General features: G+C 61.5%; 9 protein-coding genes. 4 read left to right on the forward strand and 5 right to left on the reverse strand.

Features of this window, described 5'->3' with window-relative positions:
- The first annotated feature begins 239 nt into the window (after positions 1-239).
- Complete coding sequence (locus tag SH809_12135; GenBank protein MDZ4700447.1) at positions 240-461, forward strand: hypothetical protein; 222 nt, start codon at positions 240-242, stop codon at positions 459-461.
- 43 nt (positions 462-504) lie between these two features.
- Here the strand turns inward: SH809_12135 and SH809_12140 are convergent, their stop codons facing one another.
- Positions 505-2,265, reverse strand: a complete 1,761-nt coding sequence (locus SH809_12140; protein ID MDZ4700448.1) for a T9SS type A sorting domain-containing protein — start codon at positions 2,263-2,265, stop codon at positions 505-507.
- Between the two features lie 168 nt (positions 2,266-2,433).
- Between SH809_12140 and SH809_12145 the strand changes: the two genes are divergently transcribed.
- Genes SH809_12145 through SH809_12155 form a run of 3 tightly spaced genes read left to right on the forward strand, consistent with a single transcriptional unit; the run spans position 2,434 to position 3,356 of the window.
- The gene (locus SH809_12145; GenBank protein MDZ4700449.1) at positions 2,434-2,697 is read left to right on the forward strand and encodes a hypothetical protein; all 264 of its coding nucleotides are present in this window, start codon (positions 2,434-2,436) and stop codon (positions 2,695-2,697) included.
- Positions 2,698-2,757: 60 nt separating this feature from the next.
- Positions 2,758-2,958 carry a type II toxin-antitoxin system VapB family antitoxin gene (locus tag SH809_12150; protein MDZ4700450.1) on the forward strand — a complete coding sequence of 67 codons (201 nt, stop codon included), beginning with the start codon at positions 2,758-2,760 and terminating at the stop codon, positions 2,956-2,958.
- Positions 2,955-3,356, forward strand: a complete 402-nt coding sequence (locus SH809_12155) for a PIN domain-containing protein (protein ID MDZ4700451.1) — start codon at positions 2,955-2,957, stop codon at positions 3,354-3,356. Before SH809_12150 ends, SH809_12155 begins: the two co-directional genes overlap by 4 nt.
- Positions 3,357-3,359: 3 nt before the next feature.
- Here the strand turns inward: SH809_12155 and SH809_12160 are convergent, their stop codons facing one another.
- The 4 genes from SH809_12160 to SH809_12175 all read right to left on the reverse strand — a co-directional run bounded on the left by SH809_12160 (position 3,360) and on the right by SH809_12175 (position 14,277).
- Positions 3,360-6,566, reverse strand: a complete 3,207-nt coding sequence (locus SH809_12160; GenBank protein MDZ4700452.1) for an Ig-like domain-containing protein — start codon at positions 6,564-6,566, stop codon at positions 3,360-3,362.
- An 85-nt stretch (positions 6,567-6,651) separates the two neighbouring features.
- Positions 6,652-8,319: a T9SS type A sorting domain-containing protein gene (locus SH809_12165; GenBank protein MDZ4700453.1), complete on the reverse strand. Its 1,668-nt coding sequence runs from the start codon at positions 8,317-8,319 to the stop codon at positions 6,652-6,654.
- 123 nt (positions 8,320-8,442) lie between these two features.
- On the reverse strand, positions 8,443-9,153 hold the full coding sequence (locus SH809_12170; GenBank protein ID MDZ4700454.1) for a hypothetical protein: 711 nt from the start codon (positions 9,151-9,153) through the stop codon (positions 8,443-8,445).
- A gap of 114 nt (positions 9,154-9,267) precedes the next feature.
- Positions 9,268-14,277: an FG-GAP-like repeat-containing protein gene (locus SH809_12175; protein ID MDZ4700455.1), complete on the reverse strand. Its 5,010-nt coding sequence runs from the start codon at positions 14,275-14,277 to the stop codon at positions 9,268-9,270.
- Between the last annotated feature and the right edge of the window lie 90 nt (positions 14,278-14,367).

Genomic DNA, 14,367 nt, shown 5'->3' on the forward strand with positions numbered 1-14,367 from the left:
ATGCCAGTCTGATGGCTGGATCCCCGCCTTCGCGGGGATGACGATGCCCCGGATTGTAGAAATCTCAACAGTTTGTGAACCCTTAACCTGAAACCACTCACGATAATCCGACAGGATTTACGTGAATGTACTTAGAATGGATGTCGATCGGGAGAAGGTGATCTTCGCATCAGCGGGGGCCGGGAACGGCGCAACGAACACAGGCGTCACAGAACCTCCATCTTTAGACAGGAGAAACGATGACAGCGATCCTCGAGAAGGCATTTGCGGCCGCAATCAAGGCGCCTCCAGAAGTGCAAAATGCCATCGGCCAATTGATTCTGTCGGAGCTGCAAGACGAATTGCGCTGGCAGCAGGCCTTTGAGCAAACCAGTGATGCGCAGTGGGACCAGCTGGCCGACATGGTTCGAAAGGAAATTGCGAAGGCCGAGACGGACTCACTCGATACGTTCACTTACTGAATTCAAGGATTACAAAGCTATTCGTCTGATGCGACCCCCATCACTACCTGTTTAGAAGCACTGCGCCACTCCGAAGCTCCCCGCCGGCCCTGAGCCGGTAGACGTACATGCCCGCCGGCATCCCTTGAGTGTCAAACACAGCCTCATACACGCCGGCCTCCTGCACGGCGTCCACAAGCACGGCGACTTCCCGGCCCAGCACATCGTACACCGCGAGCCGGACGGGCCCTGCTACATCGACGAAATACCGTATCGTTGCGCGCGGCCCGGCGGGATTGGGATAGACTTCGAGCCGCGAGACGCCGGCGGCATCAGGCCGCTCTGAAGAGGTGACGGTAGCAGCGTCGAACCGGGCGAAAAACGAGGCGTCGCCGGCATGGGTGAGTCGCCCGGATCCGAGGCTGAGTTCGTCGGTGAACGTGCCGGCTATGTACAGATCTCCCGTTTCCCCAAGCGCGATAGCCCGGATCCTCTGCCAGTTCTTGCCGGCGGCTTGAACCGTGGAAAGTAGATCGCCTTCCGCCGAATAACATCCACAGAATCCGTCCGATTTATCTTCCTGAAGAGCATTTTTCCGCAGTTCGCGGTTGCCCAACCGCATGAACAGCCCGTCGAATGTGCCGGCGACGCAGACGCGTTCGCGCGCATCCACCGCCATAGAATAAACGATCTCGTTACCGTCGCTGGTGAGGGGCCTTGCCCAGGCCAGCGCGCCGTTGGCCGTCAGTTTGGTCAGGAAACTCCCTCTCGAGCCCGGGTCGCGGAACGTCTGATCGCCTACCATCACATCCAGCTGTCCATCCAACTCCCAATAGGTCCAGACGACGTACAACCCGCCGCCGGCGCTGGCCGCGAGGCGCACCGGAGCGGCGTTTTCGCCAATGCCGAAGTCGGCCGGGGTGCGTACCCAGCGGACACCGCCCTCCGGATCGTAGCTCACGATGGGATACATCGTGGACAGATTCGGGTCGGCGACGGGCCCATCATCAAACACCGTCCCCCCTGCAAAATAGCCTGCCAGATACGAGTTGCCGGCTTCATCGACAGCAAACGCGCCGTCGTCAAACCCACCGATCATGTCTTCGTCGGCCGCTCCGCCCAGTCGCCGGCTCCAGCGCAATGCCCCATCCGGCGAAAAACGCGCGATGAACAGATCGCTGGTCGGATACATCGTATGACTTGGTGCCGCTACCAGCGTATCGCCTGCAAGTATCAACGTATCCCGAAAGTTGCCGGCTATGTAGACATCGCCGGCCGCATCCAGGCCCAGGCCCGCCACAAACGCCGGCTGTTCGTCGAAGTGCATTACGGGAGGATGGATGGGGATCGACCAGAGCGGGTCGCCGGCCGGGTCGTATTTATTGATCGAAACCCCGCCCTGCGCCAGCATGCCGGCGTCCACCACGGTCGGGTATCCTTCACTCGTGTAGAAATTCCCCTCGTGATCGATCGCCCCCAAAAAACCCTGAAGAAGTTCTCCCCCGATAGCCTCCTCTTCCATCCGGCCGCGGAAGGCCCCTTGTTTGATCCATCGGACGGTGTTATCCGGGCCCAGGAGCGCGAGCAGCGCCGAGGTCTCGGCATGCCCCGCGTACGATTCACCTCCTATCCCGACGCCGGCCTGGAAGGAGCCCTGGCCCACGATGAGCAACTCGCCGGCCCCGGTGAGCGTCAGCGATCGGGCGGAAAGGTTTTCACCGACCTCCAGCCAGGATGGCGACAGTTGGGCTTGGACGTCAGCATTCAGGAAGAGGCAGGCAACAGCTAGACACAGACCTGCGCAGAGGAGATGGAAATTACGCATAGTGGTCTTGAGGTGGAGAGGATGCCTGTGCTGTGTTGAAAGGTATAGGCCGGCGCCAGGAATGACAAGTAAAATAACCTGCAAGTCAAACGCAGATCGTGAAGCTCTTCCCGGGCTTGTCGGTAAGACTTCGACTACATCGGTGAGAATGGGTTATAACGAATCGCCATGCACAACCCGCCCCGCGTCAAAATCTGCTGCATCTCCAGCATCAAGGAAGCACACCTGGCCATCGACCATGGCGCTGGGGCTGGTGTCGCACATGCCCAATGGCCCCGGCGTCATCCAGGACGAACACATCGCCGAGATCGCGGCCGCGGTGCCTCCGCCCTGGCCGTCGAACCGTTCGGACTGGATCTGTGCTCGCGCGTCCGCGAAGATGGAAAACTCAACGCCCGGAAGCTGGAGGCATTTATGCGCGCGGTGCGGTAGACGAAACCTCATTGAGGATTCTTTCGTTTGTGTAGCACTCTACACAACTACAGGACCCGTATGGCAACAAATCTCTCTCTCGATCCCGAACTGCTGGAACGCGCCTTCGCGTTGAGCGGCGAACGCACCAAAAAGGCGACGGTCACGCGTGCTCTCCAGGAATTTATCGCCCGACGCCAACAGCGGCGTATCGCCGACCTGCTAGGTAAACTGGAGTGGGACGACACGTTCGATTACAAGGCAGAACGGTCTCGTCCATGAGTCTGCTGGTCGATACGAGTGTATGGTCACTGGCGCTCAGGCGTGATGGGGATTTGGACGTTCCACAGGTCCGGGTCCTCCGTGAAGCACTTCTCGGAAATGAAATCGTAGTGACTACAGGTCTGGTGCTCCAGGAATTGCTTCAGGGTTTTGCCGGACCGACCGCCCAGGAGCAGATCATTAAAACCTTTGCATCCCTTCCCTCGCTGCAACCGGACCGCCGGGACCACATCGATGCAGCGGCGCTTCGAAATGCGTGCAGGCGCGCTGGCGTCCAGATTGGAACGATAGACGCACTTATAGCCCAATTATGCATTCGACATCAGCTAACCCTGCTGACGACCGATAATGATTTCGTCTATGCGGCCCGGCATAGCCCTCTGGTTGTTTGGGGGTGAACCCTACTCACAGACCCCGTTCTCCAGGAACCAGCACTTCGTCTGGGGCGAGTTCTTGAAGAAGTCGAGCAACTGGGCGCCTACCTTTTCCTCGCCGAAGGGCGATGATGGGTGGGTGCCGTCGCTTTCGAGGTCGTCGCGCTCCCAGAAGAGTCCGTCGGAGCGGGGGTTAAGGCCGTCGGCCCACAGGTACGCGCCCCAGCCGATCCAGGCGGTTTCGGTGTAGTCGAGGTTGCCGGCGATGTCATCCTCGCCGCCGCCGCTCATCTGGTTGATCTGGGCTTCGATCGCCCACTTAACGCCGTAGCCGGACTCATAGGCGTAGGGCTCCGGATTCAGGATGGTGGTGGCGTAGCCGGCGTAGATGCGGCTCGACAGAAACACCATCTTCAGATTCGGGAAGTTCGCCCGGAGCGCCCGCACGATCTTGGCGTTCTGCTCCTCCAGCCGGTAGGCATCGGCATTGGCGGCCGGCAGGCTGGTCTCGGGCAGGCGGTTGGCCACTTTCACCCAGGCGATCTGGACCTGCGCGGCGCTGAGGCCCTGCGGGATGAGTTTGTCGTTGATGATCCGGTCGTAGTTGTCGCTGGTGGTTGATTCCCACGTGTCCGCCGACTGGCCGCCGCGCGCGCCGTTGACCATCACCAGGTTCGAGGTGTTCACCGCCGGGTCGTTCAGCGCCTGGCCCATGAACGTCCATTCGTCACACGGCAGTTCGTTGTTCTGCGAGCAGAACTCCTGCGTGGTGTTGGACATCCCGACCGACACCATCACATATTTGCCGCTCGGGCTCGGGTTGCCGTTAAGATCCAGCGGTTCGATGCCGTTGGCGATGTTCACACCGGCCGTGTGATGGGCTGCCGGCATCGTGTTGGACGCGTTCGGATACAACCCGCCGCTGAACCCGAGGTAGGTCTGCGTCCCCATGTCTGTCAGCGGCACCATGCCGCCTTCGCCGCCGGGTTCGAGCACGGTGATAATGAAGGTTTTTTCGCCGGTGACGATGCCGTCATCCGCCGTGATGGTGGCCGTGTACGTGCCGGCGTCGCCGCTGCCGGGTGTAACGGTGAGCGTGCCGGCGCCGCTGCCGTTATCGGTAAAGTCGAAGAACGACGGCCCCACCCCGCCGCCTCCGCTGGCGACGATGCCGGCGGTGAGCGTCAGTGGATCGCCGTTGACGTCGGAGGCGGTGACGTTCACCGTCAACGTGTTGCCTTCGATGACGGCCTTATCGCCAATGTCGGCCACGACGGGCGCGCTGTTGCCGCCGGGGGCGATTACGGTCACCGTGAACGTCGCCGTGGCGGAGAGCTGCCCGTCGGTGGCGGTGATGGTGGCCGTGTAGTCGCCGAAGTCGCCGGGATCGGGTGCGAACTTGATCGTCCCGGAGTTATCGAAGTTGTCCTTGAAGTTAAAAAACGCCGCCCCCATCGTTTGCCCCTGGGCGTTGACGACCGAAGCGGTCAGGTCCAGCCCATCGTCGTCGGGGTCGGTAGCGAATACGCTAAACTGGAGGTTGTCGCCTTCCTCGACCGACACATCAGCGATGGGAGTGACGACTGGCGGGTTGTTGCCGCTCGTGTTGGCCTGAACGGTGAGGGTGAAGCTCGTTTCCACCTGCGCGGAGGCATCGGCCGCCGTAGCGGTGACGGTGTAGACGCCGGCAGACCCTGCATCGGGCGAAAGGGTGAGCACGCCCGAGCCGTTGCCATTATCGGTGAAGGTGAACAGGCCGGCCGGAGCGTTGCCGCCCCCGGAAAGCGTGGCGGAGACTTCCAGCGTGAGCATGTCTCCGTCCGGGTCGCTCGCCACCACATTGACCGCTTCCGTCTCGCCCTCGAACAGCGTCACGTTCGTGAGCGGGTTGAGGGCCGGCGGCTGGTTGACGCCGACGGCCTGGACCGAGACGGTAAAGGTCTCGGTCGAGCTGTCCTCTCCGTCGGTGGCCGTGATGACGGCCTCGTATTCGCCCCCATCGCCGGCCATCGGCGAAAGGGAGAGGGTGCCCGTGCCATCGCCGTTGTCGATAAACGTCGCAAACGCTGCGGTGCCGCTTTCGCCCGTCACTTCGGCGGAGAGGGTGATGGCGTCACCATCCGCGTCGGATGCGGCGACGGCGATTTCGAGCGACTCACCTTCGGTGACATTGGTGTTGGCAATGGCCTCGAGCACGGGCGGGGCGTTGGCGCCCACGGCGGTGACGATGACCGCGAAGGACTCGGTAGTGGTCAACTCGCCATCGCCAGCCGCGACGGTGGCCGTGTACGCGCCGGCCTCGCCGGACGCCGGCGATAACTGGAGCACGCCGGTGCCGTCTCCATTATCTACAAAGACAAAAAATCCGGACGGCGCTGGCGCTCCGCCGACATCAGCCGTGATTACGGCCTCGAGCTCGATCGCGTCCCCATCGCTATCTGACGAAAGCACGGAAACGGCCTGGTTAGCACCTTCCTCGAGTGTGATGTTGTCGATGGGTGTGATGACCGGCGCGCTGTTTTCGCCGCCGGTGTCGATGGGGACCAGCATCAGGTCGACCTGTCCGCCATCTTCCACGTCGCGATCGTCGACGAGCGTATTAAACCCTGTCTTGGCCGCCTCGAAACGAACGACGCGAAGGACAGAGGACGCGGAAGCCATGGCGATCGGCTGGCCGTCGCCGGCGGCGAGGCGCGCGATCGGGCTGCCGCCCGATCCGCCATCCCCCGTCTTGACCAGCGTGCCGGAAAGGCTGCCGGCGTCCGACTGGAACCGGTAGATGTACACGCCCGGCGCAGTCCCACCGAGATGCGCCTCCATGCGGTGGGAGCCGGGCCCGACCTCCGCGATCACCAGCGGAGCGACGCCGCGGCCCTGGAGGTCGTATACCTGAAACAGCACCTGCTGACGGACGCCGGCCGAGAAAGGAATCGTAAACGCGTCGCGCGTGGGGTTCGGGTAGGGCTGCCCTGCTTCGAAAACCGAGGGCAGATCCGAACCGTCCTCGACCCCGACTTGTACGGGGATCGTCAGCGTCACGCAGCCGGCCCCATCGGTGAACCCCGAAACGGCCGCCTCGCCACCGACATTCGCCGTCACCTCGACGCCGCTGATGGCGGACGCATCGTCCATGCGAAACGTACAGGCCGTCGCCTGAATGGCCGTGGTCGGCTGGGCGCTGGCCGGCATGGCGGAGAATAGGACGAGCAGAAGGGCGGGGAGATGGCGGAGCATGGGATTAGCGATTAGCGAATAGACGATTAGCGATTAGCGATTTGCGATGGGGACTGGATCCGGGACGGGCGAGCGTAGCGAGCCTTCACTGGCATTCCTGGCCGGCGAGGAACCAGCAGGTCGACAGGGGCGAGGTCTTAAAAAAGTCCATCAGGATGCCGGCCACCTTCTCAATACCCGGCTTGGCCGGATGCACCCCATCCTCTTTTAAATCTTCCCGGGTCCAGGTGAGGCCATCGGAGCGGGGGTTCGTGCCATCGGCCCAGAAATAGGGCCCCCAGCCAATCCATGGGGCGACGTCCGGGCCGAGGTCGCCCGAAATCGGGTCGATCTCGCCGGTTTCCTGTTGCCGGATCTGGGCGGCGACCGTCCACTTAACCGCAAAGCCCTGTTCGTAGGCGAAGGGTTCGGGGTTGCGATCGGTAGTGGCGTAGCCGCCATAGATTCGGCTCGAAAAAAAGATCATCTTGAGATTGGGGTATCGCTGCTTCATCGCGCGGGCGATCTGGCCGAACTGTTCCTGGAGGCGGAAAGCATCCGCGTCCCGATCGGGCAGCGTGCCGGCCGGCGGGGCATTGGCGAGTTTGATCCAGGCGATCTGGACCTGCGACTCGCTGTAGCCAAAGGGCACGAGTTCCTCCTCGAGGATGCGATTGTAGTCGTTGAGGCCGGGCTCGACCCACTTTTCGGCGGTCTTGCCGGGGTCGGCGCCGTCAACCATGACAAACGTCGAGGTATTCACGGCGGGGTCGAGGGACGCATCGCTCATGAAGGTACCCAGTTTGCACCGGTTCGTGGGGTCGGCCACGCCGCAGAACTCGTCGGAGGTATTGGACATGCCAACTGAAGTAAGGATATAGACCCCCCTCGAGCTGGGCCTGCCATTGAGATCCAGCGGCTGGATGCTCCGGGCGGCGGCGAGGCCGGCCTGGAGGTGGGCCTCGGGAATCGTATTGGTCCCGCCCGGGTAGAGGCCGCCTTCCAGACCGAAGTAGGCGAGGCCTTTCATGTCGATGAGGGGCACCTGGTCTTCGGTGATCTTGAGCAGGGCCAGGCGGATCGTCTCGTTGTTGCGCACGACACGCTCGACAACGGCGGTGACGTAGCCGTCGCGATCGATCTCGATGCGCACGGCGCCCCCTTCGGGTACGACCGCGGCGTCTCGGATTACCCGGGCGGATGTAGCAAACGTCGCGACGGGTGCCCGGCCGACCGCGTCGCTGCGGACCAGCGAGCGTACGTAAACGCCGGCAGCCACCGTCACCCGCACAAAATACACGCCCTGCCCCAGTTCGCCCGTTTGCAGGGAGATGGCCTGGTCGCCGACGGCGAGGACTTCCTGTTTGGCCGGCGCGGCCTCACGGCCGAGGATGTCGAAAAGTTGGATGTAGGCCGTCTGTGCGCGGTCGGAGGCGACGGGCAGCCAGGCCTGTGCGCCGGCGGGGTTCGGGTAGATGGCGCCGAGGCGCGTATCAGCCGGCAACGTATCTGATACTTCGTTCGATACAGGGAATGCGCCTGCCACCCAGACGCAACCGTTGGCCCCGGCTGTGGCCGTCAGCGGGGTCATACCATCGGCGCTCAGGCGGACGGTAGCACCTGCCATTGGCGTGTCGTTTCGCGCATCCAGTGCGCAGATCCGCACCTGAGGGGACTGGGAGAGGGCATGGCCGGCGCCTATCCCTAGAAATAGAAAAATGCCTGCGAATACGCGCTGAATGCGCGGACTGGCCCAGGCGCTACTAACGGTCATATCGGGCACGCTTCATTCGGGTGTTTAATTTACCCGGGGCCCGATGCCATTGAAAAAATTGTGCCAGCCGAACGGTGACCCATGCGGGTTACTGGACGGAGATCATGATTCGGCACGGTCCGCTCAAGATTTATGGAGCGAAAACGATAGCCGCAGCTCGGGATAATTCGCGGCCATATAACGCAAATTGGTGTAAACGAGATACGAGATCGCACTCATCTCCAGGACTTCTTCGATGGAAGTGTATACCATGTATTTGACTGTGTATAAACCACTGTTTGCCACATAGTCCTGTGCTTCGAGCAGTTCGAAACCAAGCGATGCGCCGACGTAAACAGCCCCCGATAACAGATAGGCTATCCTAAACGAAGCCGGCAATCGAATCCAGAATCTTAAATAGGCGAGGATGAATACGACCACTAGCGATCCATAGGCGATCACCCATGGCCATGCCAGGTATCCCGTGGTCTTCACCCCAACGGCTCGCATCACTCCATCGAAATGCTCATGGATGTGGGCCGATTCGTCAAAGCTGAGAAAAAGGAAGATCAAACTCAAACCAAACCAGTACCTACTCTGTGCAGCACCGGCGCTCTTTTTTTCTCCCACCCCGATTACTGAAAAGAGTAGTGATGAAATGAACAACACCATCGACGTGAAATGCGTCGGGAAGTTATGTTCCAGGTCAACCGAGAACTTTTCGACAAGCAATTCGCTGACTTTAGTGTCTGTAACGTCGTGAACCAGCAGGCTCAGGACGTGCGCGATTGCCAGGAATACGACGCAAGCGCCCAATACGCGGCCAATGGTTCTAGCGGGCAAGTATGAAATCATCGGGAGATTAGAAGGTATCTTGTTCGTTAGAAAATCGGATTTAAGGTTCGAGATTCAAGACCCAGGGCAACTTCAACATACCCATGAACCTTGAATCTCGAACCATAAACCAACTTATTTCACCACCACCATCCGCGTCGTGGCGCTGTACGAGCCGGCGGTCATCCGCAGCAGGTAGGCGCCGCTCGAAACCGTTGCCCCGGCGTCTGTACGGCCGTTCCAGGTGGCTTCGTGCCGGCCGGCGGGCAGCTCGCTATCGAACACCCGGGCCACTTCGCGGCCCAACATGTCGTACACGCTCAGCCGCACCAGCGCCGCCTGGGGCAGCGCGAAACGGATTGTCGTCGTCGGGTTGAACGGGTTCGGGTAGTTGCCTTCGAGGGCGAACTCCGTCGGCAGCGCCTCAGCCTGGAGCGTCAGGCCGTCGAGCACTACCCCGCGTTTGGCGGCGGAGGCGATCGGGGCGGCTGCCTGCGGGCTTTCGGCGGGGCCTTCGCCGGTGGGCACAAAGCCGGCGTCGGTGGTCAGCACGAGTTTGTCGATGGCGGTGCCATCCTCGCGCATCCAGGCATGCACCGTGTGCGCGCCGCCCGTGGCGATGGACAGCGGCACCGCCGCGCCGTTTTTCGTGAGGGACAGCCAGGTCCACGCCCCGGTGGAGGTCGTCTGCCAGCCGTTGGTGGCCGACGAGATCACCCCGTCGAACCCGCCAAAGAGCGAGTTCGACTTACTGTTTGGCGCGTAGAGGCGGGCCCAGATGTAGTAGCTGCCTGTGGTCGAGAAGTCGACATCAAACGAGAGCTCGGGGCTGGTCGTCTCGGCGCCGGTCTTGATCTCTGTCCCGTCGTCCGGCGTGGTGTCCATATAGGATCCACCGCTGGCGCCGGCATAGGCCGTACCGGCCACCCAGCTATCGGCGCCGCGTTGGATGTTGGCGTGAAAGTGTTCGGCTTCCATGACCACCATGCCGGCGGCTTCGATGAAGCCGCCCATGCCGCCCCCGCTGGTCACCGTGACGCTCTGGCTCGTACTGCCTGCCGCGCCTTCGTTGTCCGTCACGGTCAGCGCCACCGTGTAGGTGCCGGCCGCCGCGTAGGTGTGGCTGGCCGTGGCGCCCATGGCGGTGGCGCCATCGCCGAACGTCCAGGCATAACTCACGATGGAGCCATCGCTATCCGACGATCCCGAGCCGTCCACACTCAGGGCGAGGTCGGTCGCGGTGTGCGTGAAGCTGGCCACCGGGGCGTTGTTGCCCGTACCGCCGCCATCGAGCGGGCTTTCGGCGGGGCCGGTGCCCGTGGGCGTGAAGCCGGCGTCGGTTGTTAGCACCACTTTATCGACGAAGACCCCGTCATCGCCCATCCAAACATGGACGGTGTGAACGCCAGGCGTGGACACGGTGATGGAGGCAGTACCACCGTTCTGTTGGGATTTCGTCCACAGCCACGACCCAAAGGTATCGACATCCAGCGGGCTGGTGCCGGCCACGCCATTCAGGCCGGCGAAGGCCTTGTTGCCGCGGGAATCCACGCCCCACATCCGGTGCCAGACGTAGAAGGTGCCGGTTGTGGCGAAGTTGACCTCGAACACCAGTTCCGGGCTGACCGTTTCAGGAGCGGAACGGACGCGGATGCCATTATCCGGCGTAGCCTGCATGGCCGAGACGCCGCTGAAGCCGGCGGAGGCCGTGGTCACCGTCCAGGTGTGCCCGTCGCGGTCGATCTTGTCGTGGAAGTTCTCGGCTTCCATCGACACCAGGCCGGCCGACTCCAGGAACGCCCCGGTGCCGCCCGTGCCGCCGTCGGAGACCGTCACGCTTTTGGTCGTGCTGCCCGTCGCGCCGTCGTTATCCGTCACGGTCAGGCCCACCGTGTAGGTGCCGGCCACCGCGTAGCTATGCGAGGCCATGACGCCCGTGCCCGTGGCGCCGTCGCCAAACGTCCAGGCATAACTGACGATGGCGCCATCGGTGTCGGAGGACGCCGAGGCATCGACATCCACCGTCAACAGATTGGTCGTGTGTGCCAAGCTCGCGACCGGCGGCTGGTTGCCGATCACGCCGGACTCCGTGACGGTCAGGCGCTGGTTGACGGCGACGCCGCTCAACGTCTGCACCGTGCCCGAGGGCCAGATGATCTGGATGGACGAAATCGACGTATTCGAACCAAGCCCGAAGTACGCGCCGAGGTCGTCGCCGCCGCCGAGGCTGGAGCCGGAGCGGGTTTCGACAGTCTGGGTGACGCCATCGGGCGAAGTCGTCAGTTCGATCCGCGATCCGATGCCGTCGCGGTTGCTGGTGGTGCCGACGAGGTCGACGATGAGCCAGCGGTTGCCGTTGGTGTTGTCGTTACGGAAAAGCCGGGTCGGACCACCAAAGTTGACCAGGAAGATATCTGGATCACCATCCTCGTCATAGTCGCCATATACAGGGGAGCGGCTTGCTTCACCATCATCTACACCGCTTGTGGCGGAAATATTAGAAAACACCCCGCCTTCATTATGCCACAAGACATTGTATGTAGGGTCTGGCGAAGTCATCAGGTTGGCAGCCATGTAGAGGTCCTGCCAACCATCCAGATCATAGTCAACGAAATTAGCACCCCAAGTAAACAGTGTCGTCGCCACACCTGTGGCAACTGTCACATCCGAGAAAGTGCCATCTCCATCATTCTTTAATAGGATATTACCTGCCCGAGAAGGTAGTGTCTCTGACGCTTCACCGTTATCTGTAAAAAAGAGGTCGATCGAACCATTGCGATCATAATCTCCCAACGCGACACCCATGCCATTCTGACACCAATTTGCGTTGGCAGTTGCGCTCATCTCGGTGAAAGTCCAATCCGTGAGTCCGTTTGTGCCACCATCATTCCGCCATAAACGCATTGGACCAGACCCACTAAAACCGCAATCCTTGATCAGATAAATATCGAGATCACCATCACGATCAAAGTCGGTCCAGGCAGAGATAAAGCTCATATCCCAACGGGCAGTCCCGAGCATACTCGAAACATCCGTGAAGGTGTCGTCTCCATTGTTATGGAAGAGGTAATCCTGGGCCTGCTCGCGACCCGAGGTACCTGGAGCGATAGCTCCTTGCATGAGCGCATGGTTAGCCACATACAAATCAAGCAGTCCATCACCATCGTAATCACCCCAGGAAGCGGAGGTGCCGCGTGCTTGCTGCATCACGATGAAATCCGATCCGGGGGTGTTTGTGATATCAGTGAACGTACCGTTGCCGTTATTTTTGTAGAGGACGTCTTCGTCGCTGTTGGCGAGGTAGAGGTCGCGCCAGCCGTCGTTGTTGTAGTCGGCCACGGCGACGCCAGCACCATCGTGCGACGCATCAGCCACGCCGGCTGCGGCCGCCACATCGGTGAATGAGCCGCCGTTGTTGCGGAAGAGTTTGTTGGCGCCGGCGCGCATCGTCATATACAGGTCGAGGTCGCCGTCGTTGTCGTAGTCGAACCAGGCCGCCCCGGTGCCAAGACCCATGTCGACAACGGACAAGCCATCGTGGGTGAGATCAACACCCATGGGAGCGGTCACATCCGTGAAGAGATCTCCCGAAGGCGGAGTCGTTTCCTCCGTGACGGTCAGCATCTGGTTGGCCGGGACGTTCGTGAGGGTCTGGACGATGCCGGAAGGCCAGGAGATCTTCAGTTCGCTGATCGTGGTGGCGCTGCCCAGGCCGAAGTGGATGAGGAGATCGTCCTGCGAGTGGGCGCTCTGACCGCCCTTGACCTGGCGCATGAGGGTAACGCCGTTGACGGTAGCCTCGACGAGGGTGTGGATGGCGGCGCGGTTGCTGACGGTGGCGACGAGGTCGATTTCGAGCCAGTTGCCGATACCCGTCGAGATGTTTTTATACAGATGGAAGTTGGCCTCGCCGGCGGTGCCGCCGTCGTAGACGACCACGAAGTCGAGATCCCCGTCCCGGTCGAAGTCGGCCACGGCCGAGCCGCGTCCGGAACCACCGATGTCGAGCATGCCGGCGCTGGCAGAGATCTCGGAGAAGGTGCCGTCACCGTCGTTCCGGTACATGATGGCGTCGCCGGCGGCGACCATCAGGTCCTCGTACGTGTCGTTGTCGAAGTCCGCGAAGTTGAGGCCCCACGATCCGCCGGCCTTGACACCGGCCGGGATGGCCGAGTTTTCGTTCCAGGTACCATCCGGGTTGCCGAGGTAGAGGACGTTGCCCTCGGCGACGGGTTCGTTGCCTGGATCGAGGAGGTCGGACATGTAGATGTCCCAGTCCCCGTCGTGATCGATGTCGGCGATGTCGATGCCCATGCCGGCGCCGGAGTCGTCGCCAATGCCGGGCATCGTGGTGCTGGTTTCGGTGAAGGTACCGTCGCCATTATTGCTGAAGTAGAAATCGAGCTCGAAGGGTGCCGCCTCCTGGACGTTGACGACGTACATGTCGGGCCAGAGATCGTTCGGATCCATGAGGCCGCCGAAAAATGCGAGGGTCGGGCGGTACCAGGTGGCGTCGGTGCCGGGGTTCATCCCGCTCGAGATCGTCACGTTGGAAAAGGTGCCGTTACAGTTGTTTTTGTAGAGCGCGTTGTTGTTACTCGGATGACCGCCCTGGGAGAAAACCATGTTGCCGACGAAGAGGTCGATGCAGCTGTCTCGGTTGTAATCGATCCAACCTGTCGTGAGGCTGTTGTGCCCGGGCAGACTGCCGAAAGCCGGCGAGGCGTTGTTCTGGACGCCGGCGGCGGCGGCCACGTTCGTGAATAGCGGTGTGCTTTCCTGATTCCCGTTTTCCACCCACAGGTTCTTCAGCAGCAGGTTACTCGGTCCATCGAGGCTGGTGAGCGTATTGTTGGCGGTGACGTACACATCCATGTCGCCGTCGTTGTCGTAATCGGCGAAGGCCGCGCCAGTCAGCTCGACATTGGGTAGTACCGGCAATAGGCCGTCTTTTTTGTTGAACGTTCCATCGCCGTTGTTATTCCGGTACAGGTGGGCGTCGAGATCCTCCCCGTTTGTGATAAACAGGTCCGGGAAGCCGTCCACGTCGTAATCGATCCAGATCACCCCAAGGCCGTGCGCGTGGCCCGTATCGTATAAATCACCCCCGACGCCGGCAGCCACGCCGGATTCTGTGAAAAACATCTGGCCTACGGCCGTGTGTGCGCCTCCCATTCCCCAGATGAGTATCCCCAGGAGAACCAGGCCAACCCGTAAAGCAGTTCGGTTCATACG

Source organism: Rhodothermales bacterium (assembly GCA_034439735.1).
Classification (GTDB): domain Bacteria; phylum Bacteroidota; class Rhodothermia; order Rhodothermales; family JAHQVL01; genus JAWKNW01.